The organism is Mesorhizobium sp. L103C131B0 (genome assembly GCF_000502275.1).
Lineage (GTDB): Bacteria > Pseudomonadota > Alphaproteobacteria > Rhizobiales > Rhizobiaceae > Mesorhizobium.
The window spans coordinates 1-21,770 of the sequence record NZ_AYXC01000032.1 but is presented as its reverse complement, the minus strand read 5'-3'; the positions used below and the strand labels follow the sequence as shown (position 1 = coordinate 21,770).

The window sequence follows — 21,770 nt, the reverse complement described above, 5'->3', positions numbered from 1 at the left end:
TCATTTATTGCTGCATGGCCGGCCAATTATGCTGCGCAGCAAAGGTTGGGCGATCCCGCCGGCCGCTCACGCCCTGCTTGCGGCGCTTGGCCGGCATGCCCATTTCCGGTTTGACTTGGGGTGTGGAACGAGCAAGAAAAGTCCCAACAAGCCCCCAAGAACACGACACCTCGAAGTCTGGAGAGAAAAATGTCCGCTTCCAATTCAATCGTCGTTGCCAGCGCCGCACGCACGGCTGTCGGCTCTTTCAACGGCGCCTTCGCCGCCACCCCGGCGCATGAACTTGGCGCCGTCGTCATCAGGGAGCTTTTGGCGCGCGCCGGCGTCGAGCCGGGTGAAGTCGACGAGGTCATTCTCGGCCAGGTGCTGACCGCCGCGCAGGGCCAGAACCCCGCCCGCCAGGCGTCGATCAATGCCGGCCTGCCCAAGGAGACCACCGCCTGGGGGCTCAACCAGGTTTGCGGCTCTGGCCTGCGCGCCATCGCGCTCGGCATGCAGCAGATCGCCGCCGGCGACGCCACGGTGATCATCGCCGGCGGCCAGGAATCGATGTCGCTGTCGCCGCATGCCGAGCACCTGCGCGCCGGCGTCAAGATGGGCGACTACAAGATGATCGACACCATGATCAAGGACGGGTTGTGGGACGCCTTCAACAGCTACCACATGGGCAACACCGCCGAGAACGTCGCCCGCCAGTTCCAGATCACCCGCGACGACCAGGACCAGTTTGCGCTCGCCTCGCAAAACAAGGCCGAGGCCGCGCAGAAGGCCGGCAAGTTCAAGGACGAGATCGTCGCCTTCACGATCAAGGGCAGGAAGGGCGACACTGTCGTCGACCAGGACGAGTACATCCGCCACGGCGCCACCATCGACGCCATGTCCAAGCTGAAGCCGGCTTTCGACAAGGACGGCACCGTGACCGCCGCCAACGCGTCGGGCATCAATGACGGCGCCGCCGGCGCGCTGCTGATGAGCGAGGCTGAAGCCACAAGGCGCGGCATCACCCCGCTGGTGCGCATCGCATCCTGGGCGACGGCTGGCGTCGATCCGGCAATCATGGGCACCGGACCTATACCCGCGTCGAAGCGGGCGCTCGAGAAGGCCGGCTGGTCGGTCAAGGACCTCGACCTTGTCGAGGCCAATGAAGCCTTCGCCGCGCAGGCCTGCGCCGTCAACAAGGGCATGGGCTGGGATACGTCGATCGTCAACGTCAATGGCGGCGCCATCGCCATCGGCCATCCGATCGGCGCGTCGGGCGCCCGCGTCTTCAACACGCTGGTTTTCGAGATGCGCCGCCGCGGCGCCAAGAAAGGCCTTGCCACGCTGTGCATCGGCGGCGGCATGGGCGTCGCTCTGTGCGTGGAAGCGCTGTGAAAGAGAAGTGAGTAGTGAATAGGGAGTAGTGAATGGGGAAGAAGGAGCAGCGCGGCGGGATATCGATCCCTACTCGCTACTCCCTATTCCCTATTCCCTTCTTCCGACCAAAGGGAGGAAGAACTTTCAATGACCAAAGTAGCGCTCGTCACCGGTGGATCGCGCGGCATCGGCGCCGCCATATCGATCGGCCTGAAGAATGCCGGTTACACCGTTGCAGCCAACTATGCCGGCAATGACGAGGCAGCGGGGAAGTTCAGCGCACAAACCGGCATCAAGGCCTACAAATGGTCGGTCGCCGACTACGACGCCTGTGCCGCCGGAATCAAACAGGTCGAGGCCGATCTCGGCCCGGTCTCGGTGCTGGTCAACAATGCCGGCATTACCCGTGACGCCATGTTCCACAAGCTGACGCGCGAGCAGTGGAAGGAAGTCATCGACACCAATCTGTCTGGCGTCTTCAACATGACGCATCCGCTGTGGGGCGGCATGCGCGACCGCAAATTCGGCCGCGTCATCACCATTTCCTCCATCAACGGCCAGAAAGGCCAGGCCGGCCAGGTCAACTATTCCGCCGCAAAGGCCGGCGACATCGGCTTCTCGAAGGCGCTGGCGCAGGAGGGCGCGCGCGCGGGCATCACAGTCAATGTCATCTGCCCCGGCTACATCGCCACCGAGATGGTCAAGGCGATCGACGAGAAGGTGCTGAATGAACGCATCATTCCGCAGATCCCGGTCGGCCGCCTCGGCGAACCGGAAGAGATCGCGCGTTGCGTCGTCTTCCTCGCCTCTGAGGACGCCGGTTTCATCACCGGCTCGACCATCACCGCCAATGGCGGCCAGTACTTCGTCTGAACGACAGCAATTTCGCCCGGTAGGACGGGCCGGCTTATGGCCCGTTTTTCATCGCCGGCCGGCGATGTTCCCCGGGCTGCGCGCGAGACATTGACCCGTTCCGGCACGCAAAGATTAACGATTTCTAGGCGCCCTGTGCAAAACCCGGTTCGCAAGCTGTGAATTCTCGGTGGACAAGCTGTGGACAACACAACATGTTGGGGTGAACAAACCAGGAAAATCCCGCCATCGCCGATTCGTCACCCATTCGTTCCGGCTTTGAGCGGAACGTTAACGACCAAGGCCGAATACCACCGGAAAATGGTTAAGGCCGATTAAGAAAATTCAGCAATTTCATAATGTTGGCCGAGGCGTATCGGATCACGACGATGCCCCGCCGGCAAAGGTTAACGCCAATGGTCGCCTTGCAGGAATCGGGCCAGTTTCCGCGATTCAGCATATGGTGAGACTCAGGCTCGCAAAATCCACATGTAGCCGTGAACAAAAGCTGAATCTGCCGGAGTCACTGATTCGTCGCCGATTCGTTCCAGACTCGTTCCAACTGTTAATTGAGACCTCAAAGACGAACCGTGGGACTGCCGGCCGGAACATTCCGCTTTCGCTTCGCGCCTGAAATCCCTATGTGTCGCCTGTCATACGCGCCATGCGAGGCGCGCTCCCGACAACACGATGCAGAAAGCCTCATCTCCAGGCCGATGAACATCCAGCCGAAACACACCGAGCCGCTGATCCTGTCGGGCCGCGACGTGACTGCCGTACTGGGTCCGACCAACACCGGCAAGACCCATCTCGCCATCGAGCGCATGGTGGCGCATGAGAGCGGCATTATCGGCCTGCCGCTCCGCCTTCTGGCGCGCGAGGTCTATGCCCGCGTCTGCGAAAAGGTCGGCGCCCACAAGGTGGCGCTCATCACCGGCGAGGAAAAAATCCAGCCGCCCGGCGCGAAATATTCGGTCTGCACCGTCGAAGCCATGCCGCGCGAGACCGACGTTGCCTTCGTCGCAATCGACGAGGTGCAGCTCGCCGGCGACCTCGAGCGCGGCCACATCTTCACCGACCGTATCCTGCACCTGCGCGGCCGCCAGGAAACGCTGCTGCTCGGCGCGGCCACCATGCATGGCATCCTGCAAAAGCTGCTGAGAGGCGTCTCGGTGGTGACGCGCCCTCGCCTGTCGCACTTGGCCTATGCCGGTTCGAAGAAATTGACCCGCCTGCCGCGGCGTACGGCCATCGTCGCCTTCTCCGCCGACGAGGTCTATGCCATCGCTGAGCTGATCCGCCGCCAGCAAGGAGGAGCGGCAGTCGTGCTCGGCGCGCTGTCGCCCCGCACCCGCAACGCCCAGGTGGCAATGTTCCAGGCAGGCGACGTCGACTATCTCGTCGCCACCGACGCCATCGGCATGGGCCTCAACCTTGATCTCGATCATGTCGCCTTCGCCCAGAACCGCAAATTCGACGGCTACCAGTACCGCAACCTGACTGCGGCCGAGCTCGGCCAGATCGCCGGCCGCGCCGGCCGGCATCTGCGCGACGGCACCTTCGGCGTCACCGGCCAGGTCGATCCGCTGGACGAGGAACTGGTCAAGCGCATCGAGGGGCACGAGTTCGATCCGGTGAAGGTGCTGCAATGGCGCACCGCGCATTTCGACTTCGCCAGCCTCGACGCGCTGAAGCGCTCGATCGAAACCAACGCGCCGGTCGAAGGCCTGACGCGGGCGCTGCCGGCGGTCGATGCGCAGGCGCTCGAACATCTCTCCCGCGACGAGGACATCCGCGCGCTGGCTACCAATGCCAAGCGCGTGGCGCTGCTGTGGGAAGCCTGCGCGTTGCCGGACTACCGCAAGATCGCGCCGGCCCAGCACTCCGACCTGATCGCTTCTATCTACACCGACCTCGCCAAACACGGCCATGTCGACGAGAACTACATGGCCGAGCAGGTGCGCCGCGCCGATACGACCGAGGGGGACATCGACACGCTGTCGCACCGCATTGCGCAGATCCGCACCTGGACATTCGTGTCCAACCGGCCGGGCTGGCTGGCCGATCAGGCACACTGGCGGGAAAAGACGCGCGAAATCGAAGACAGATTGTCGGATGCGCTGCATGAGCGGTTGACGAAACGGTTTGTAGACCGCAGGACTTCCGTCCTCATGCGGCGCCTTAGAGAAAATACAATGCCTGAAGCCGAAATCAGTCCTACCGGAACCGTCCTTGTCGAAGGCCATCATGTCGGCGAGTTGCAAGGGTTCCGCTTCACCGCCGATCAGAGCGCCGGCGGCGAAGACGCCAAGGCCGTGCGTACGGCAGCGCAAAAAGCGCTGGCCGCCGAGTTCGAGGCACGTGCCGAACGCTTCGGCGCCTGCGCCAATGGCGACCTTGCGCTCGGCTCCGACGGCACGCTGCGCTGGATCGGCGCGCCGATCGGCACGCTGGTTGCCGGCGAGGACGCGCTGAAGCCGCGCCTGGTGCTTTTGGCCGACGAGCAGTTGACCGGTCCCGCCCGCGACAAGGTCGCCGCGCGCGCCGAGCGCTTCGTCAATTTCCAGATCGAATCCTTGCTGAAGCCGCTGGTCGACTTGAAGAATGCCGAGCAGATCGCCGGCATCGGCCGTGGCATCGCCTTCCAACTCGTCGAGCATTTCGGCCTCATCAACCGCCGCGACATCGCCGAGGAAATGAAGTCGCTCGACCAGGAGGGTCGCGCCGCCTTGCGCCGGCTCGGTGTGCGCTTCGGCGCCTACCACGTCTTCGTGCCGGCGCTGATCAAGCCGGCGCCCGCCGGACTGATCACGCTTTTGTGGGCGCTGAAGAACGACGGCAAGGACAAGCCCGGCTTTGGCGACGTCGTGCACGCGCTGGCCTCCGGCCGCACCTCGGTGGTCATCGATCCGGCTTTCGACAAGAGCTTCTACAAGCTCGCCGGCTACCGTAATCTCGGCCGCCGCGCCGTGCGCATCGACATTCTGGAACGGCTGGCCGACCTGATCCGGCCTGCGACCAACTGGAAGCCCGGTCTGGGACAGCGCCCGGACGGCGCCTATGACGGCCAGTCCTTCATGGTGACGCCGCCGATGATGTCCATCCTCGGCGCCACCGCCGACGACATGGAAGAGATCCTGAAAGGTCTCGGCTATCGCGCCGAGCCGAAGCCGCCGGCAGAGGTCAAGGCGCGGCTGGAAGCACAGGACAACGCGGCGCGCGAAGCCGCGGCGGCAAAGCTGGCGGAAGCGGCAGCGAAGGCCGAGCAGGCCCAGACGGCGGAAGCCGCTGCAGGCGAAGCTGTCGCTGAAGCGCCGACCGACAGTTCGGAGCCGGATGCGGCTTCCGCCACTGAGGTTGCGGCTGAGGAGCCCGTTGCCGAAGTCGCATCGGAGGCTGTTGCAGACGCTCAGCCGGAAGCGCCTGCCGAGGGTTCGGAGCCAGCTGCGGCCGTTGAAGCTACCGCCGAGGTCCCAGCCATCGACGAAACAACTGCAGAGCCTGCAGCGCAAGAACACGCTCCGGCCGTTGCAGAGGCTGACGACACTGTCACCGAAAGCGCCGACGCTTTTACCTCCCCCTCGATGGGGGAGGTCGCGGCGCGAAGCGACGCGGGTGGGGGTGACAGCGCTGACGAAACCGATAGTGCAGACCGCGTAGCCGATGCAGGTGCAACCACCGACGCCGGCGCTGCCCCCACCCCGGCGCTGCGCGCCGACCCTCCCCACGAGGGGGAGGGTGGAAGCGCCGAGGCCGAAGCGCCAAAGCCCATCTTGCTGTGGCGGCAGGGTCGTTTCGAGCAGCGCCCGCGCCATCGTCAAGGCCGGGACAATCGCCCGCGTAACGGCCAGGCTGGCCGCGCCGATGCGCCGGCCGACGCTGCCGGCGGACAGCCGGCACCGGGCGAACGGCCGGCCTATCAGGGCCGGCGCGACCAGCGCGACGGTGCCGCCAAGCCACGCTTCGACCGTTCGAAGTTCAAGCCCAAGCCGCAGGCCGAGGGCGAACAGCGCCGCGACGGCAAGCCGCAAGGCGAGCGTCCGCGCGAGGGCCGGCCTGACTGGAAAGGCGGCAGGCCGGAAGGCAAAGGCGGACCGCAAGGCGCCAAGCCGGCTTTCCAGGCCAAGCCACGCGAGGAACGCCCGGCGCGCTTCGATCCGGACTCGCCCTTCGCCAAGCTCGCCGCCTTGCGCGACCAGCTGAAGAAGTAAGCTCTGAGCATGATCCCGAAAAGTGGAACCGGTTTTCGGACAAGATCATGCTCCAACAAGAAATAACTCGCTGCGATGGTTGCTGAAGGTCGTCAGCGCATCGACAAGTGGCTGTTCTTTTCGCGCGCGATAAAATCGCGCTCGCTGGCGGCCAAGCTGGTTGTCGCCGGACGCGTCCGCATCAACAGCGACAAAGCAGCGCAGGCCTCCGATCTGGTCAAGCCTGGCGACGTTTTGACCATTACGCACGAGCGCCGCATCTTCGTTTGGAAGGTGCTTGGCACCGGCGTGCGGCGCGGTCCGGCCGAGGAAGCGCGCACGCTCTACGAGGACATGTCCCCGCCGCCGGTCCCAAAAGGCGAGGCTGTTGCCGATGCCATTCCGGCGCTGCGCGACGCCGGCAGCGGCCGGCCGACCAAGAAAGAGCGCAGGCAAACCGACCGGCTGTTCGGCGAAGACTGAAGCCTTGGCTGTCTGCGCCATGCCGGCGGTCTGGAATTTCATTCCGGACACGCGGGCCCCGCCTGCAATGGCTGCCCTTGCAAGCGGCAGGCAAAGGCGTTACCTCACCAAAAAAGCCGCCGCATCGGCCCGAAAATCGGAAATCGATTTTTCGGAAGGCACGATGCGCAGATTCAAAGTGTCAGAGCGTACTTTATGCGTCCAAGTGGACGCACGTCGCTCTAGCAAGAACGGGACGTCCCGGAGCCGACCAATGACCTATGTCGTGACCGACAACTGCATCAAATGCAAGTACATGGACTGCATCGAGGTCTGTCCGGTCGACTGCTTCTACGAGGGCGAGAACATGCTTGTCATACATCCCGACGAGTGCATCGACTGCGGCGTCTGCGAACCCGAATGCCCGGCCGATGCAATCAAGCCCGACACCGAGCCGGGCCTCGACAAATGGCTGCAGGTCAACACCGAATACGCCGAGAAATGGCCCAACATCACCGCCAAGAAGGAGCCTCCGGCAGATGCCAAGAGCTTCGACGGCGAGGCCGGCAAGTTCGAGAAATATTTCTCCGCTGAGCCCGGCGAAGGCGACTGAGCGCATGACCCTGGAATCGGAATCGATTTCGGAAAGGGTGATGCGCAAAGCAAAAAAGTGCGGCCTATTGGATCGTCATAACGCTGCGTAACGCGCATCATACATTAACTGCCTTGACAGGCGGCGATGGCGCTCCACCTTCGCGTTTGCAGCAAAACCTTGATTCTTCCGACTTTTTGTGCTACACCCGTTGAAACATGCCGGTGACACAACGTCGATTTATGGCGCAAGCGCCCCAAATCACTGAAAGGTGAAATCCCCAATCGGACCAGAGCGATCTGGGCCAGGCAGTCGCTATGTATGCGGTTTGCCGGCCCCGGCTTTTCCGATGGGTTCATCTGTTGTGCGGCTAACGATCGGTGTCCCCGGTCGCATGCGTTCGGACCGGCAGGCCGCCGGTGCCACAACAAGGAGTTCAGGGCGTAATGGCAACGATCACCCCGCAGAAGAAGTCCACCTCGGCACGCCACGGTTTCAAGACCGGCGAGTACATCGTCTATCCGGCACACGGCGTCGGCCAGATCGTCTCGATCGACGAGCAGGAAGTTGCGGGCCACAAGCTGGAACTGTTCGTCATCGACTTCCAGAAGGACAAGATGCGCCTGAAGGTTCCGGTCGCCAAGGCGACCTCCATCGGCATGCGCAAGCTGTCGGAAGAGGATTATGTCGAGCGCGCGCTGAAGGTCGTCCAGGGCCGCGCCCGCGTCAAGCGCACCATGTGGTCGCGCCGTGCGCAGGAATATGATGCCAAGATCAATTCGGGCGACCTGATCTCGATCTCGGAAGTCGTGCGCGACCTCTACCGTGCCGACAACCAGCCGGAACAGTCCTATTCCGAGCGTCAGCTCTATGAGGCGGCACTCGACCGCATGGCGCGCGAGATCGCGGCAGTCAACCGCATGTCGGAAACCGAAGCCGTGCGCCTGATCGAGGTCAACCTCAACAAGGGCCCGAAGCGCGGCGCCAAGGCCGACAATGAGGAAGCCGAGCAGGAAGAAGCTGCCTGATCGCTTTCACCGTCGAATTCATGAAAAACCCGGCCTTGTGCCGGGTTTGTTTTTACCCCCTTGTGGGGTTCCAAGGACAGGCGAGACCCGTGGCTCGCCCAGGCAGGGTCGCTGCGAAGCAGCGAGGATGGGGACGACACCAGACCGCACCCGGACCTTCCGTCCGACCTCTTCACAAGGGGAACGTAGAAGGCTCAGCCGCCGGCTTCCTTCTCCGCCTCCTGCTTCAGCGTCGCAATAAAACGCTTGGTCCGTTCCCGCTCCGGATTGCTGAACACCACGGTGGACGGCCCCTTCTCGACGACGACACCAGCATCGAGGAACACCACCTCCTGCGCGATCTTGGAGGCAAGGCGAAGGTCGTGCGTGGCCATCACCATGGTGGTGCCTTCGCTGGCGAGCTTTCCGAGCACGTCGACCACTTCCTGCGCCAGTTCCGGATCGAGCGCCGAGGTCGGCTCGTCGCAAAGCAGCACTTTCGGCGACGGCGCCAGGGCGCGGGCAATGGCCACACGCTGCTGCTGGCCGCCCGACAGCGTTGCCGGCCAATCATCCGCCTTGTGCGCCATGCCGACCTTCTCGAGCAGCGCCAATGCCCGCTCGCGCGCCTTTGCCGTCGGCCATTTCAGCACCGTCACCAGGCCTTCCATGACGTTCTCGATCGCGGTGCGATGCGGGAACAGCTGGAAGTTCTGGAACACCATGCCGGTCTGCAGCCGCAGGCGCTGGATGTCGCGGCTGGGGATCTTGATGCCGGGACGGAATTCCAGCGTCTCGTCGCCGATGCGCACCATGCCCGAGGTCGGGATCTCCAACAGGTTGATGCAGCGCAGCAGTGTGCTCTTGCCGCCGCCGGAGGGGCCGACGAGCGCGGTGACGCTGCCTTCGGCAATGGTGACCGTCACGCCCTTCAGCACCAGATTGTCGCCGAAGCGCTTTTCGATGTCGGTGAGGCCGATCATGAGCGCGCCTCCAGGAAGCCGCCATAGCGGTTGAGCCGCTCCTCCAGCCGCGTCTGCAAGGCCGAAAGCACCGAGCTCATCGCCAGATAAAGGATCGCCGCCTCGACATAGAGGATCAGCGGTTCATAGGTGGTGGCGACGATGCGCTGCGCCGCCTGGAACATCTCCGGCACAGTGATGGCGGCGGCCAGCGACGTATCCTTGACCAGCGAGATGAAGGTGTTGGACAGCGGCGGCACGGCGACGCGGCCGGCTTGCGGCAGGATGGTGCGCCGCATCGCCTGGCTCCAGGTCATGCCGATCGAATAGGCCGCCTCCCACTGGCCCTTCGGCACCGAGCCGATCACGGCGCGGATAATTTCCGAACTGTAGGCGCCTATGTTGAGGGTGAAGCCAATCAGCGCCGCCGGAAAAGCATCCAGCAATATGCCGACCGAAGGCAGGCCGTAAAAGATCAGGAACAGCTGCACCAGAAGCGGCGTGCCGCGAAAGATCCAGACATAGAAGCGGACCACGGCAACCAGAGGCTTGGGACCGAACAGCCGCACCAGGGCGACAACCAGGCCGACGAACAGGCCGAGTGCGAACGATAGCAATGTCAGCGGTACGGTGAAGATCAACGCCGCCCACAGCAGTGTCGGCAACGAGTCCAGCATCAGGTGTAGCCAGTGCGGCACGAACGGCTCCTCCTTCACAGACCGCCGCGGTGACGGCAGTGCGATTGTGTGCTTCTCATATCATGCGAAAAACGGCGAGCCGTCAAAGACGGCCCGCCGCTATTGGTCATTGCCGGCAAACCGCCGGGAGATGGTCTTTACTGCGAGACATCCTGGCCGAAATAGGTATCGGCGATCCTCTTGTAGGTGCCGTCGGCCTTGATGTCGGCCAGCGCCTTGTTGATCGCCGCGACCAGCTCCGGATCACCCTTGCGCACGATGACGCCGGAATAGTCGGCGTTCTCTTCCTGCGCGGCGATCTTCACATTGGCGTCCGGCTTGTGCTTCTTGAAGTCGAGGAAAGACAGGCTGTCATTGATGGTGGCGTCGGCGCGGCCGGTGAGCAGCAGCTGGATCGACTGGTCGAAGCCGTCGGTGCCGACGAGTTCGGCGCCGTTGGTCTCGGCGAGCTTGCCGAAATTCGATGTCAACGACTGTGCCGACTTCTTGCCCTTGAGGTCGGCGAAGGTCTTGATGTCGGTATTGTCGCCGCGCACGATCAGCACGGCCTTGGAGGCGATGTAAGGATCGGAGAAATCGTACTTGGCCTTGCGCGCGTCGGTGATGCCGACCTCGTTGATCACGGCGTCGTAGCGGTTGGCGTCGAGGCCGGCGATCAGCCCGTCCCATTTGCCTTCGAGGAACTCGACCTTGACGCCGAGCTTGTCGCCGATCGCCTTGGCGATCTCGACGTCGAAGCCGACCAGCGCGCCGGAAGCATCATGATAGGTGAAGGGCGCATAGGTGCCTTCGGTGCCGACCTTGAGGGTGCCGGCCTGCTTGATCTGGTCAAGATTGGCGCCGGCATAGCCTGATGTAACAGCCAGAACCTGAAGCGTTCCGGCGACGATGAGCGAATTGAGCCATTTCATTTCTATGTGATCCCGTCCTTGGCCGGTGTCCGGCGCTTGTGAGAGCCGGAAACTGACAGATACAGCGCAGCAAAATAAGGAACCAGATTTCAAAAAAACGGCGATCCAGAAATCAGATTCTCAAAGCAGCTCCGATCGGTGCCAATAGTCCCGATCTGCGGTGTCGATGCGCCCTGTCGGACCGCACAAAACAACCGCCCTCGGCGGCGGAACCAATCCCCGGTATGGCACGTTCATGGCTTGTTGTAGGGCGCCGCGTTTCCATTTCAAGAACCCTTGGCTGCGCTAGGCCCGAAGCAATTCCAGGAAAGTGGGAAAGCGGTTTCCTTCGGAATTGCGTCAAACAGAGATAACGGCCGCCAGGCCGTCCGAAAATGTCCGGGAGCAGGAGCGCGGCATGATCGAAGACACGGCAGGACGGACCATGGTCCGCACGGCAATGAAAGCCCCCTACCTCGAGCGCGATGAGGAACATGTTCTCGCCTTGCGCTGGAAGGAGGACCAGGATCAGCAGGCGCTGCATCAGATCACCGTCGCCCATATGCGGCTGGTCATCTCCATGGCTTCGAAGTTCCGACATTACGGCCTGCCGCTCGGAGATCTGGTCCAAGAGGGCCATGTCGGGCTGCTGGAAGCAGCCGCGCGTTTCGAGCCGGAGCGCGAGGTGCGCTTCTCGACCTATGCGACATGGTGGATCCGCGCTTCGATGCAGGACTATATCCTGCGCAACTGGTCGATCGTTCGCGGCGGCACCTCTTCGGCGCAAAAGGCGCTGTTCTTCAACCTGCGGCGCCTGCGCGCCCGTCTTGCCAATGGCGCCGAGCCGATCTCCAACGCCACGCTCTACCGCGAAGTGTCGGTAGCCCTAGGCGTCTCCGAGGCCGATGTCGCGAAGATGGATTCCAGGCTTTCAGCACCTGACTCTTCGCTCAACGCACCGCTCGCCGACGAAGCTGGCACCACCGAGCGGATGGACTTCCTGATTTCGGACGATCCATTGCCTGACGAGGTCGCCGGCGACACCATCGACGTCGAACGGCGCCTGATGTGGCTGAAGACGGCGCTCCGCGCGCTCAATGCCCGCGAACTCAGGATCATCGAGGAGCGCCGGCTGAGCGACGAAGGTGCGACGCTTGAGGCGCTTGGCGAGACGCTCGGCATTTCCAAGGAGCGTGTCCGGCAGATCGAGGCCCGCGCCATGGAAAAGCTCAAGCTCGCGCTGGTGAAGCAGAATCCGGAGTTCATGGCGGCCTGAGATTGCCAGGAACGGGGTACCCCGAGTTATCTCAGAAAAGTTATCTCAGAAAAAAGCACTACGAAGGCTGGGGTTTCTGACGAAGACCGGCGCTATCTGTCCGTGACGATCTTGACCTTGTCGCCGGCCGAAACCGAGGCGCCCGGCGACATCGCGTTGAGCACGCGGAACAGATCGAGCTTGCGGTCGACGCCGACCATCTGCGCCGAAAGTGTGCCCATCGTCTGCCCGGCCTGTACCGTGACGACGCGGATATGCAGCGGCTTCAGTGCCGCCTTCTCGGCGGGGCTGAGCACGCGGAACGAACCGCTGACCGAGCGTGCCACCGGATCGAGTGTCGTGCTGGCCGAGGGGGCCGCTGTCAAAAGCCGGTAGACCTGACCGCCGGCGCGGATCACCGCAATGTCGAACTGCCAGCCATCGGCGCCGGCGTGCGCGGTCGCCGCCTGGTTGCCGTCGATCGTCTCCTGGCGCACACTGGTCTCGTCGAGACCGGCCACCCAGCCGCTTCTGATGTAGTCGGTCAGCGCACGATCCTTGTCGATCGACACACCGTCGAAGCGGATCGCCATGTCGCCGGGACCGGTCGCCGTCACCGCCGCCGCCGAATTGTCGATGATGAAGCCGTCGGGCACCGTGAACGAAACGCCGAGGCCCGGATGCAGGAAGGTCTGGCCGCGCACATAGCCCTCTTCCGGCGTGTCGCCATAGAGCAGGCCGTCTATCCCGGCCAGGAAGGAATCGCGGTCGCGGGTGCCGATGCCCGGCGCGCCGAACTGGCGGGCGTGGCGCTGCGCCAGATCAATTCGCTGCGGCGTGTTGGGGTGCGTGGCCAGGAAGTCGAGGCTGGCGTCGGTGGCGCCGCTGATCGAGCGGAAATCGGTGTAGGCCGACATCGACTGCAGGAAACGCCCGGCGGCATAGGGATCGTAACCCGCCTCGCCGATCGACTTGATGCCGATGGCGTCTGCCTCCAGCTCCTGGTTGCGCGAGAACTGCGCCAGCCTCAGCTTGCCGCGGATCAATGCCTGCTTGGCGGTCGGGCTGTCGCCCAGCACATCGGAGACCACCTTGGTCGCCAGGCCTTCCTCGGCCTCGAGCTGCTGTCGCTGCAGACCGTGATTGGCGGTGACGTGGCCCATCTCATGCGCGATGACGGCGGCGAGTTCGGCCGAATCATTGGCCAGCGCCAGCAGGCCGCGGGTGACGTAGAGATAGCCACCCGGCAGCGCGAAAGCGTTGACGTTGGGCGAATTGAGGATGGTGATGCGATAGGTCTGGGTCGGATTGGCCGACACCACGGTCAGGCTGCCGACAACCTTGGCCACCATGCGCTCGAGCTTGGGATCGGAATATTCGCCGCCATAGGTGGCAAGGATGCGCGGATGCTGTGCCTTCGCCAGTTCGGCAAGCTTGCTGTTGGCGGCGACATTGTCGACCGTGATCGGCTTGTCGGAAGGCTGGAAGCCGGATTCCTGCACTTCGGGAGGCGTGAACATCTGGCAGCTGGCCAGCGCCACGGCAAGGCCGGCCAGCGCGAGGAAGCGCACCAGCGGTCTGCGTTTCAAAGTGTCAGTGCCGGTCGGCAGCACGGCGTTCCTTCAGCTCTCGGCGCATGATTTGGACCGGGGTCCGCGCCAGCGAAAAATCGGTTTCGTTGGCAATCCTGCACACATCAAAAAACCTACAGCGTTTACGCATCCGGCCGGGTGCGGCGCTGTAGGGGCAAATCACGGCTCGTGCCGGACCAGTACTAAGCGGACCTAGCCACATCGACTGGACCATGGCAAGCAAGCGCCACATCACCTGTAGCCGGTTTGGTCGTAAATTATGTCCGCTTCCGGGCAATATCGCGTGATCCGCCCGAACTTGCGCCGATATAGCGCCGAAACGCTTCAGGGCCAGTGCCGTCGAAAAAATCGCCGGCAGGTCCCGTCGCGGCAACCCTGCCATTGTCCAGAAAAACCATCTGCTCGCCGATACGGCGAGCGTCTTCCGGCTGATGCGTGACGAACAGCACCGTCATCGCCCGCTCGGCATGAACGCCGGCCACCAGGTCGAGCATGTCGTCGCGCAGTGCTGGCCCGAGCGAAGCGAACGGCTCGTCGAGCAGCAGCACTGGCCGGTCGCGCACCAGAACGCGGGCGAGCGCCACGCGCTGCCTTTCGCCGCCGGAGAGTTCGCGCGGCAGGCGCATTTCCTTGCCGGCCAGGCCGACGCGGTCAAGCGCCTCGGCGATTGCGGCGCGATCGGCGTCGGTCAGGTTGAGCGATGGCGAGCGGCCGAGCCCGACATTCTTCTCCACCGAGAGATGAGCAAACAGATTGTTTTCCTGGAATACCATCGACACCGGCCGCGCCGAAGGCGGCTCGGCGCCGACATCGGCGGCGCCGATCAGCACACGACCGGACTCCGGCGTCTCGAAACCAGCCACCAGATTGAGCAAGGTCGATTTGCCCGAACCGCTTGCCCCCATGATGGCGGTGATCTTAGATGTATCGAATTCGACATCGAACAGGAATGGCGTTTCGCCATAGCTGAACGAGACCTTGTCCAGCCGGACAGTCGTGCCTTTCTCCACAGCGGACGTCACGATCTCTCTCCCCGTCCCAGCCAGTCTGCCGCGACCACCAATGCAAGGCAGACCGCCCCGAGCAGCAAAGCCAGCCCGGCAGCATCGGCCGTGCGATAGCTGCCCATGCGCGCCAGCAGGAGATAGGGCAAGGTCTGCACCGAATCGCTGCCCAACAGCGCGATGACGCCGAGATCGCCGAGCGACAGTGCCATGGCGAAGGCAAAGCCGGTGGCCAGCGGCCGCCGGAGCGATGGCCAGTCGACCAGAAGCAGCCGGTTCCAGCCCGCAATGCCGAGCTGCGCGCACAGCTTTTCATGGCGCTCGCTCGCCGCATCATAGGCCGGGCGCATCGCGCGGATGGCAAAGGGCATCGCCATCACCGCATTGACGGTGACGACCATGACCGGCGCGATGGCAAAGACATCGCTGATCGTGCGCAGCAGGAGAAACCAGCCGGCGCCGATGACGATGGGCGGCACGACGAGGACGAAGCCGGCGCCGGTGTCGGTGGCATGTTCGAGCAATGAACGGGCACTGGACCGGCGGCGCAGCGACAGTGCCCGCCGCGCCATGATCAGCGACAGTGCCAGCGCCACCGAAAGTAGCGCCGCAGAGAAGGCGAGACCGGCGCTGGTCAGCGTCGCCTGACGCACGGCACTCTCGCCCGCCAACCGGCCGAGATCGGCGTCGAGGCCGGACGCGACGGTGGCCGCCATTGGTCCGGCGACGAACAGCAAGGCGAGCACGATCAGGACGGCGTTGAACGCTGTTTCTGCTTTGCCGGCCAAGTGATAGCAACGCGGCGCGACAGGCAAATTGGCGTCGCCGGTCATATTGGCGCCGAGCCGCGTCAGCGCCAGCATGACGGCAAAAGTCAGCGCGATCTGCAGCACCGTCAGCGTCACCGCTCGCGCCGGATCGAAGTCGAAACGCAGCGCCTGATAGATGGCGACTTCCAGCGTCGTCGCCGCCGGCCCGCCGCCGAGGATCAGCACGATGGTGAAGGAGGTGATGCAAAGCATGAAGACAAGCCCGGCGACGCCCGGCAGCGCGGCGCGCAGCACCGGCCACTCGATCAGCCGGAAGGCTGGCCTCGCCCCCATGCCGAGCTGGCTCGCCAGCCGCCATTGATCGGCCGGCACCGTTCCCAGCGCTTCGAGGAACAGCCGGGTGGCCAGCGGCAGGTTGAAGAAGACGTGGGCGACGAGGATGCCCGACAGCCCATAGATGTCGGGCCAGCTCTGGCCACCGATCGCGGCGAAATAACCGGCGCGGCCATAGAGCGCCAGTATGCCCAGCGCTCCGACAATTGCCGGCAAGGCAAGGGGCACAGTGAACAGCTGCAGGATGAAGCCGCGTCCGAAGAAGCGCGGATGCCGCGACAGCGACCGGGCGACGAAGAGCGCCGGTACGGCGGAAAGCAGAGTCGAGAGCGCAGCCTGCCAGAGCGTGAAGCGGACAACGCGCAGGAGATAGAGGTCAAAGGCGGACGCGGCGCCGGAAAGGTCGTGCGCGCCTTCGCGGATAAGGCCGGCGAAGGCGCCACCGATCAGCAGCGCGATTGCCGCAAGCGCGACAATGCCGGCCGTGATGCGGGGGTCAGAGCGTTGCACTCTTTACCGGGCGTCGCGTTCCTTCGCGCCCCCCTCTGTCCTGCCGGACATCTCCCCCACAAGGGGGGAGATCAGCTATTTCCGCGCCCCGCTTATTCCTGCAACCTTGGCGACTGGCGAAATCGCCGACGATAGCCAATCTCCCCCCTCGTGGGGGAGATGTCCGGCAGGACAGAGGGGGGCGCCGTAGGGCACTCATCTTTCGATCATACAGCCAAAGCTACTTGCTCATCACCGCCAGCCATTCATCCACCCAGGCCTTGCGATTTGCCGCGACCTCTTCCGGGCTGAACAGCAAGGTCTTCGCCGGCTTGACCAGCCTATCAAAAGCCGGATTGAGCGGCTTGTCGGTTTTCCCGGCCGGGAACATCCAGTTGGTCTCCGGAATGACATCCTGGAATTTCGGCCCGGTCATGAAGGCCAGGAACTTCGCCGCCAGCGGATTCTTCGCGCCCGTGGTGGTGATGCCGGCGACCTCGATTTGCAGATACTCGCCTTCCTCGAACGAGGCCGCCTGGTAGCGCCCGGTGTTCTCGGCCACCATGTGGTAGGCCGGCGACGTCGTATAGGAAAGCACCATCGGCGCCTCGCCCTTGGTGAACAGGCCGTAGGCCTCGCTCCAGCCCGGCGTCACCGTCAGCACTTTGCCCTTGAGTTTCGCCCAGGCTTCCGGCGCCTTGTCGCCATAGACCGACTTGACCCACAGCAGCAGGCCGAGGCCCGGCGTCGACGTCCTCGGATCCTGGATGACGATCTTGTCGGCGGCATCGCCCTCGACCAGTTCCTTCAGGCTCTTCGGTGGGCTCTTCAGCTTTTCGGTGTCGTAGACGACGGCGAAATAACCATAATCATAGGGCACGAAAGTGTCGTCGCTCCAGCCGCCCGGCACGTTGTTTTCAGCCACCGCGCCATGTGGGACAAACAGGCCGGAAGCCTTGGCTTCCGCGGTGAGGTTGGTGTCGAGACCAAGCACGATATCGGCCTTGGTCGAGGCACCTTCGAGCTTGACGCGGTTGAGCAGCGCGACGCCGTCGGCCACCGAGACGAAGTCGACGCTGCAGCCGCACTCGGCCTCGAATTCCTTCTTCACCTGGGGGCCCGGACCCCAGTCGGCAGTGAAACTCTCATAGGTATAGATCGTGAGTTTTTCCTGCGCGGACGCAGAGCTTGCCAGTAGCGAAACAGCAAGCCCCAGCGCTGGGACAAGACGGGACAAAAACATGCGCATCGGCGCCTCCTTCATTCGTGTTGAAAGGAATTGAGGCGTCGGGCTGTCCGAAGCGTCTAATCCCTCCGCCGGTACAAACCGGATCAGGTTCAGCGGGTTGGCGAGACTGCCTCTCAGCCGGTCCGCGAAGATCGCGTCCGGCACCCCGTTAGAGCGTTTCGACACATAGGCCCGGCCAAGGTGCCACGCAAGTGGAAGTTTGCCCGAGCATGATCCCGGAAAGTGGAATCCGTTTCCGGAAAAAGATCATGCTCCAACAAAGAGTGACGGTGCCGCTCGGCCTTCCGTTTCGTCGGCGGGGCTGGTAAGGGCCAGCGGATATGAGCACATTCACCATCCTGCTTGGCGGCGATCTCGTCCGCACGCCGCGGCTCGACCGCCAGGTCGCGGGCACGCGCGTCATCGCCGCCGACGCCGGCATCGATCATGCCCGCCTGCTCGGCCTGATGCCGGAGCTGTGGGTCGGCGATTTCGATTCCGTGCCGGCGGACCTGCCTGCCGATCTCGCCGCCGTGCCGCGGGAGGTGTTTCCTCCCGAAAAGGACAAGACCGATGGCGAACTGGCGATCGCGGCGGCATTGGGACGCGGCGCCACCAGCCTGGTGCTGGCCGGCGCTTTCGGCGGCAAGCGCGCCGACCACGCCTTCCTGCATCTGGCGCTCAGCCTGCGGCTGACAGAGACAGGCACAAAAGTGCTGTTGACCAGCGGAGCGCAGGAAGGCGCCCCTCTGCTGCCTGGCAAGGCCGGCTTCGACTATGCCGACGGAACGCTGTTTTCGGTGCTCGGCTTTTCCGATCTTTCGGGCCTCACCGTGTCCGGCGCGAAGTGGCCGCTCGACCATGTCGAGGTCGTGTTCGGCTCGTCGCTGACCATCTCGAACGAGGTCAAGTCCAACACGACCGGGGGCGGCCTCGAAATCGCGCTCGGCCATGGCCGCGCGCTGCTGCTCGCCCACCCCTACCCCTTGCCTGAAAGCTGACATGGCCCCGCCCCTTCTCAACCTCGACGGGATAAGACTGACCTTTGGCGGCACGCCGCTGCTCGATGGCGCCGAACTGACGGCGTCCGCCGGTGACAAGATCGCGCTCGTCGGCCGCAACGGCTCCGGCAAGTCGACGCTCCTGAAGATTGCTGCTGGTCTGATCGAGCCGCAAGACGGCGAGGTCTTCCGCCAGCCTTCGGCAACGGTGCGCTATCTCCCGCAAATGCCCGACATGGACGGCTTTGCCAATGTGCGTGCCTATGTCGAGGCTGGGCTTGGGCCTGCCGACGATCCCTACCGCGCCACATATCTGATGGAGCATCTCGGCCTCGCCGGCACCGAGAACCCCAACGATCTCTCCGGCGGCGAGGCGCGCCGCGCAGCACTTGCCCGCGTCATGGCGCCCGAACCCGATATTCTGCTGCTTGACGAGCCGACGAACCATCTCGATTTGTCGGTCATCGAATGGCTGGAAGAAGAGCTTGTCCGGACGTCTTCGGCGCTGATCGTCATCTCGCACGACCGTCGCTTCCTCGAACGCGTCTCGCGCGCCACTGTCTGGCTCGACCGTGGCCAGACCCGCCGCCTCGACAAGGGCTTTGGCCATTTCGAGGAATGGCGCGACCTTGTGCTGGAAGAGGAAGAGCGCGAACAGCACAAGCTCGGCCGCCAGATCGTGCGCGAGGAGCATTGGCTGCGCTATGGCGTGACGGCTCGCCGCAAACGCAACATGCGCCGCCTGGGCGAACTGCAGACCATGCGCCAGCGTTTTCGCGGCCATCGCGGCGCCGAGGGCTCGGCCACCATGGTGGCCAGCGACGCCGCCGAATCCGGCAAGCTGGTGATCGAGGCCAAGAACATCGAAAAGAGCTTTGGCGACCTCACCGTGGTCAAAAGCTTCTCGACCCGCATCCAGCGCGGCGATCGCGTCGGCCTTGTCGGGCCGAACGGCGCCGGCAAGACGACGCTGTTGAAGATGCTTACCGGCGAGATGAAGCCCGACGCCGGCTCGGTGCGGCTCGGCACCAATCTGGAAATCGCCACGCTCGACCAGAAGCGCGAGGCGGTCGATCCGGCCGAAACCCTGGCGCAGTATCTCACGGACGGGCGCGGCGAAAACCTCGTCATCAATGGCGAGCAGCGCCATGTCGTGTCCTACATGAAGGATTTCCTGTTCAAGCCGGAACAGGCGCGCACCCCGGTGCGCGAGCTGTCCGGCGGCGAACGGGCGCGGCTGCTCCTGGCGCGTGTTCTGGCGCGGCCCGCCAACCTTCTGGTGCTCGACGAGCCGACCAACGATCTCGACATGGAGACGCTGGAACTGTTGCAGGAACTTGTCGCCGGCTTTGCCGGCACGGTCATCCTGGTCAGCCACGACCGCGACTTCCTCGACCGCACCGTCACCAGCATCATCGCCCCGGACGGAGGCGGCCGCTGGATCGAATATGCCGGTGGCTATTCCGACATGCTGGCGCAGCGCGGCGGCACCCGGCTCGACGACCGCAAGGCGCGCGCCAAGGCCGAAACCAGCGATGCGCCGGCGCCGGGCAAGAGCGAGCCGGCAGCGCCAAAAGGGCCGTCGAGGAAACTGTCGTTCAAGCAGAAATTCGCCCTGGAATCCTTGCCCAAGAAGATCGAGGCGGTAATGGCCTCGATCTCGCGGTTGGAAAACAACATTGCCGATCCCGCCTATTACGAGCGCGACCCGGCCTCGTTCCAAAAGACCATCGCCGCCCTCGACAAGGAACGCGCCACGCTGGCCGCACTCGAGGAAGAGTGGCTGGAGCTGGAAATGCTGCGTGAGGAGATGGAGGGGTAGCATTGCCTGCGGTCTTTTATGCGCGTATATTGTGCGCATGAAAGGAGGCATCTCCGTGCTTCAATCGACGCCAAAAACTCAGCGGGCCTCTGTCAACACGTCCATTGACTCTCAGCTGATCAAGGACGCCAAAGCGTTGGGCATCAACATCTCCCGCGCTGCCGAAGCAGGGATCGCGAAAGCGATTGCGGCGGAGAAAACGCGTCGATGGCAAGAAGAAAACAGGGAAGCCATCGAAAGCTCCAACGAATATGTCCGAAAGAACGGACTGCCATTGGCTAAACACCGGCCGTTCTGATGGCGCGTTACGATTTCTATCGGAGTACCGAGAGCGACGGTTATCTTCTCGACGTGCAGTCAGATATGCTTGAAGGGCTGAGCACGAGGGTGGTCGTTCCTTTGATGCCGCCCGAGATTGCCCCGCTTCCTGGCCGCCGCCTGAACCCGACCTTCGCTATAAACGGCAAAGATCTTGTGATGGTCACGCAGTTTGTGTCGGCCTTCAGCGCGTCCGAATTGCGGATGCCAGAGGGAAACCTTTCTAGACATCACGACGACATCGTCGCCGCGCTCGACATGCTGTTCCAGGGCTTCTGAGCGAAGGCAGCCGCTACTGCCGCCCGTCAACCTGCCGTCTTGGCCTGCCAGGCCTTCAGCGCCTCGTCGAACACCTTCTCGCCCGGAATGCCCTTTTCCATGGTCAGCAGCGCCCGGCGTCCGGTCTTGTAGACCACCGGCACGTCGATCCAGTCCTGGCCTCGAAGCAAGGTCATATTGGCGTCCTCGTCGGCCTTGGTGTCGTTGAGCGCCACCAGGAAGAAGCCGTCGGCGATCTTGGCCGGAATGCCGATCAGCGGGCTGCCGGCATCCTGTTCCGAACTCTTCATGGCGACGCGCAGGATGTTGTCGACGCCACCGCCGTCAAAGCTCTCGGGCGTCAGGAAGATCATCTCGATGATGTGGCTGGCCGGCAGCGTCTGGTCGGTATTGCGGCGGATGGTCATGCGCAGCTGGATGTCCTTGCCGGGAATGGTCGCCTCGGCGCGGATCGCCGGCTCGGGCGGCAGGTCGCCGCCGGGCGATTCCTGCACCAGCGACCAGACGATGCTGCCGGGTTCGGCCGAACCTTGCGCGGTCGAGGTGCGTTCCTCGTAGAAGATCGCCTTCTGGCCGACCGCAACGGTCGGCGCGGGAGCGGCGGCCGCCGGCGCAGCGGGCGGCGTGGCGGCGGCATCAGCTGGTGCTGCCCCGTTGGCCGGCGGAGCGA

18 protein-coding genes, 1 pseudogene and 1 riboswitch are annotated in these 21,770 nt (G+C 63.8%); of the genes and pseudogenes, 11 read left to right on the top strand and 8 right to left on the bottom strand.

All coding sequences use genetic code 11. From position 1 onward, the window contains the following. Window positions 1-189 precede the first annotated feature (189 nt). The 6 genes from X730_RS136745 to X730_RS136770 all read left to right on the top strand — a co-directional run bounded on the left by X730_RS136745 (window position 190) and on the right by X730_RS136770 (window position 8,480). Entirely contained in the window at window positions 190-1,374 is a 1,185-nt protein-coding gene (locus X730_RS136745; RefSeq protein ID WP_023827623.1) for an acetyl-CoA C-acetyltransferase, read from the top strand. Between the two features lie 129 nt (window positions 1,375-1,503). After that, a complete protein-coding gene (gene phbB, locus X730_RS136750) occupies window positions 1,504-2,229 on the top strand; it encodes an acetoacetyl-CoA reductase (RefSeq protein WP_023707257.1) in 726 nt (241 codons plus the stop codon). Window positions 2,230-2,924: 695 nt separating this feature from the next. Continuing rightward, on the top strand, window positions 2,925-6,419 hold the full coding sequence (locus X730_RS136755; protein ID WP_023827622.1) for a helicase-related protein: 3,495 nt from the start codon (window positions 2,925-2,927) through the stop codon (window positions 6,417-6,419). 75 nt (window positions 6,420-6,494) lie between these two features. Then, complete coding sequence (locus tag X730_RS136760) at window positions 6,495-6,881, top strand: RNA-binding S4 domain-containing protein (protein ID WP_023748301.1); 387 nt, start codon at window positions 6,495-6,497, stop codon at window positions 6,879-6,881. Window positions 6,882-7,134: 253 nt separating this feature from the next. Further along, window positions 7,135-7,473: a ferredoxin FdxA gene (gene fdxA / locus X730_RS136765; RefSeq protein WP_013529180.1), complete on the top strand. Its 339-nt coding sequence runs from the start codon at window positions 7,135-7,137 to the stop codon at window positions 7,471-7,473. Between the two features lie 425 nt (window positions 7,474-7,898). Then, window positions 7,899-8,480, top strand: a complete 582-nt coding sequence (locus X730_RS136770; protein WP_023673664.1) for a CarD family transcriptional regulator — start codon at window positions 7,899-7,901, stop codon at window positions 8,478-8,480. A gap of 194 nt (window positions 8,481-8,674) precedes the next feature. Here X730_RS136770 and X730_RS136775 read toward each other — a convergent pair whose 3' ends face one another. The 3 genes from X730_RS136775 to X730_RS136785 all read right to left on the bottom strand — a co-directional run bounded on the left by X730_RS136775 (window position 8,675) and on the right by X730_RS136785 (window position 11,030). Beyond that, a complete protein-coding gene (locus X730_RS136775; protein ID WP_023673665.1) occupies window positions 8,675-9,442 on the bottom strand; it encodes an amino acid ABC transporter ATP-binding protein in 768 nt (255 codons plus the stop codon). Then, a complete protein-coding gene (locus X730_RS136780; RefSeq protein ID WP_023693608.1) occupies window positions 9,439-10,119 on the bottom strand; it encodes an ABC transporter permease subunit in 681 nt (226 codons plus the stop codon). The genes X730_RS136775 and X730_RS136780 overlap by 4 nt, the downstream gene beginning before the upstream one ends. Window positions 10,120-10,256: 137 nt before the next feature. Beyond that, on the bottom strand, window positions 10,257-11,030 hold the full coding sequence (locus X730_RS136785) for an amino acid ABC transporter substrate-binding protein (RefSeq protein ID WP_023699299.1): 774 nt from the start codon (window positions 11,028-11,030) through the stop codon (window positions 10,257-10,259). A 397-nt stretch (window positions 11,031-11,427) separates the two neighbouring features. Here X730_RS136785 and X730_RS136790 point away from each other — a divergent pair, with 397 nt between their 5' ends. Further along, window positions 11,428-12,285: an RNA polymerase factor sigma-32 gene (locus tag X730_RS136790; protein WP_023685806.1), complete on the top strand. Its 858-nt coding sequence runs from the start codon at window positions 11,428-11,430 to the stop codon at window positions 12,283-12,285. 92 nt (window positions 12,286-12,377) lie between these two features. Here the strand turns inward: X730_RS136790 and X730_RS136795 are convergent, their stop codons facing one another. The 4 genes from X730_RS136795 to thiB form a co-directional block, all read right to left on the bottom strand. Beyond that, window positions 12,378-13,784, bottom strand: coding sequence for a M48 family metalloprotease (locus tag X730_RS136795; protein ID WP_245260137.1), 1,407 nt, complete (start codon window positions 13,782-13,784; stop codon window positions 12,378-12,380). A gap of 329 nt (window positions 13,785-14,113) precedes the next feature. Further along, window positions 14,114-14,878 (bottom strand): thiamine ABC transporter ATP-binding protein, encoded by a 765-nt coding sequence (thiQ, locus tag X730_RS136800; protein ID WP_023707251.1) that lies wholly within the window; start codon window positions 14,876-14,878, stop codon window positions 14,114-14,116. Beyond that, complete coding sequence (thiP, locus tag X730_RS136805) at window positions 14,875-16,473, bottom strand: thiamine/thiamine pyrophosphate ABC transporter permease (protein WP_023827621.1); 1,599 nt, start codon at window positions 16,471-16,473, stop codon at window positions 14,875-14,877. Before thiP ends, thiQ begins: the two co-directional genes overlap by 4 nt. 220 nt (window positions 16,474-16,693) lie before the next feature. Then, window positions 16,694-17,701: a thiamine ABC transporter substrate binding subunit gene (gene thiB / locus X730_RS136810; RefSeq protein ID WP_023752858.1), complete on the bottom strand. Its 1,008-nt coding sequence runs from the start codon at window positions 17,699-17,701 to the stop codon at window positions 16,694-16,696. A 43-nt stretch (window positions 17,702-17,744) separates the two neighbouring features. Next, a riboswitch (TPP riboswitch) is annotated at window positions 17,745-17,859 on the bottom strand. Window positions 17,860-18,021: 162 nt separating this feature from the next. On the opposite strand from thiB, the gene X730_RS136815 reads away from it, so the two are divergent. Genes X730_RS136815 through X730_RS136830 form a run of 4 tightly spaced genes read left to right on the top strand, consistent with a single transcriptional unit; the run spans window position 18,022 to window position 21,100 of the window. Further along, window positions 18,022-18,681, top strand: a complete 660-nt coding sequence (locus X730_RS136815; RefSeq protein WP_023827620.1) for a thiamine diphosphokinase — start codon at window positions 18,022-18,024, stop codon at window positions 18,679-18,681. 1 nt (window position 18,682) lies between these two features. Beyond that, window positions 18,683-20,503 carry an ABC-F family ATP-binding cassette domain-containing protein gene (locus X730_RS136820; RefSeq protein WP_023727627.1) on the top strand — a complete coding sequence of 607 codons (1,821 nt, stop codon included), beginning with the start codon at window positions 18,683-18,685 and terminating at the stop codon, window positions 20,501-20,503. A 55-nt stretch (window positions 20,504-20,558) separates the two neighbouring features. Beyond that, a complete protein-coding gene (locus tag X730_RS136825; RefSeq protein ID WP_023709715.1) occupies window positions 20,559-20,801 on the top strand; it encodes a type II toxin-antitoxin system CcdA family antitoxin in 243 nt (80 codons plus the stop codon). Then, window positions 20,801-21,100, top strand: a complete 300-nt coding sequence (locus X730_RS136830; RefSeq protein ID WP_023673676.1) for a CcdB family protein — start codon at window positions 20,801-20,803, stop codon at window positions 21,098-21,100. The genes X730_RS136825 and X730_RS136830 overlap by 1 nt, the downstream gene beginning before the upstream one ends. A 26-nt stretch (window positions 21,101-21,126) precedes the next feature. Here X730_RS136830 and X730_RS136835 read toward each other — a convergent pair. Continuing rightward, window positions 21,127-21,770, bottom strand: a pseudogene (locus tag X730_RS136835) (hypothetical protein); the annotation flags it as partial.